The organism is Flavobacterium sp. ABG (genome assembly GCF_001027725.1).
Taxonomy (GTDB): domain Bacteria; phylum Bacteroidota; class Bacteroidia; order Flavobacteriales; family Flavobacteriaceae; genus Flavobacterium; species Flavobacterium cupriresistens.
This window is the reverse complement of record NZ_LEKS01000050.1, coordinates 1-727: the sequence shown is the minus strand read 5'-3', so window position 1 is coordinate 727 and position 727 is coordinate 1. Positions and strand designations below refer to the sequence as shown.

1 pseudogene is annotated in these 727 nt (G+C 28.2%); it reads right to left on the bottom strand.

Annotated features, from left to right (window positions below):
- A pseudogene (locus tag AB674_RS21595) lies at window positions 1–607 on the bottom strand (histidine kinase); the annotation flags it as partial.
- Between the last annotated feature and the right edge of the window lie 120 nt (window positions 608–727).

Sequence of the window (727 nt, the reverse complement as noted above, 5' to 3'; positions counted from 1 at the left end):
CATCCGGATGTACAATCTGATCCCATCGTTCCGGATTATCAAAAATATCTGTAGATTCTTGTTCTAATATTTTTAAAGATTGTGAGGAATAAAAAACGCTATTTGTTTGCAAGTCCCAATCCCAAACACCTGATGTTGAAGCTTCCATTGCAAAACGAAAACGTCTATCCGAGATTTCAAGTTGCAACTGTTGCACTTTAAAATCTGTTATATCTAAAACATTCCCCAAAAAAACAATACTCCCATCTGAATGCAATTCTGTTTTAAAAAACACCTTAAACCAACACAATCCTCTTTTAGGTAATACACTTCTAAATTCTAAATCTCCTTTTTTTTCAATCTTTCTGGAACCGATAAGAAAACGCAGTACTTTAATTTTATCGTCCTTATAGATACTATTATAAAAAAAAGACATAATAGTATCTGAAATAATATTATTTGACAATTCGAACATCTCACATATCGATTCACTCACTAATGGACTATGAAAATGATTGTCTGAAGAAACCGTAAACACGAAAATTTTTTCAGATAATTCTTTAAATAATTTTTTATAAAAATCACTTGTATGCATAGAATCATCTGTATTATAAAAATCAGATTTCATATTTTTTTAGTTTTAAAAAGTTCCAATCACCACAAAAAAATTACAATCAATCTTTTTAAAATGAAATATTTTAATAGCTCCGATTAAATGGAAAAATTTTCTCCTCTACTTAATCTTTTT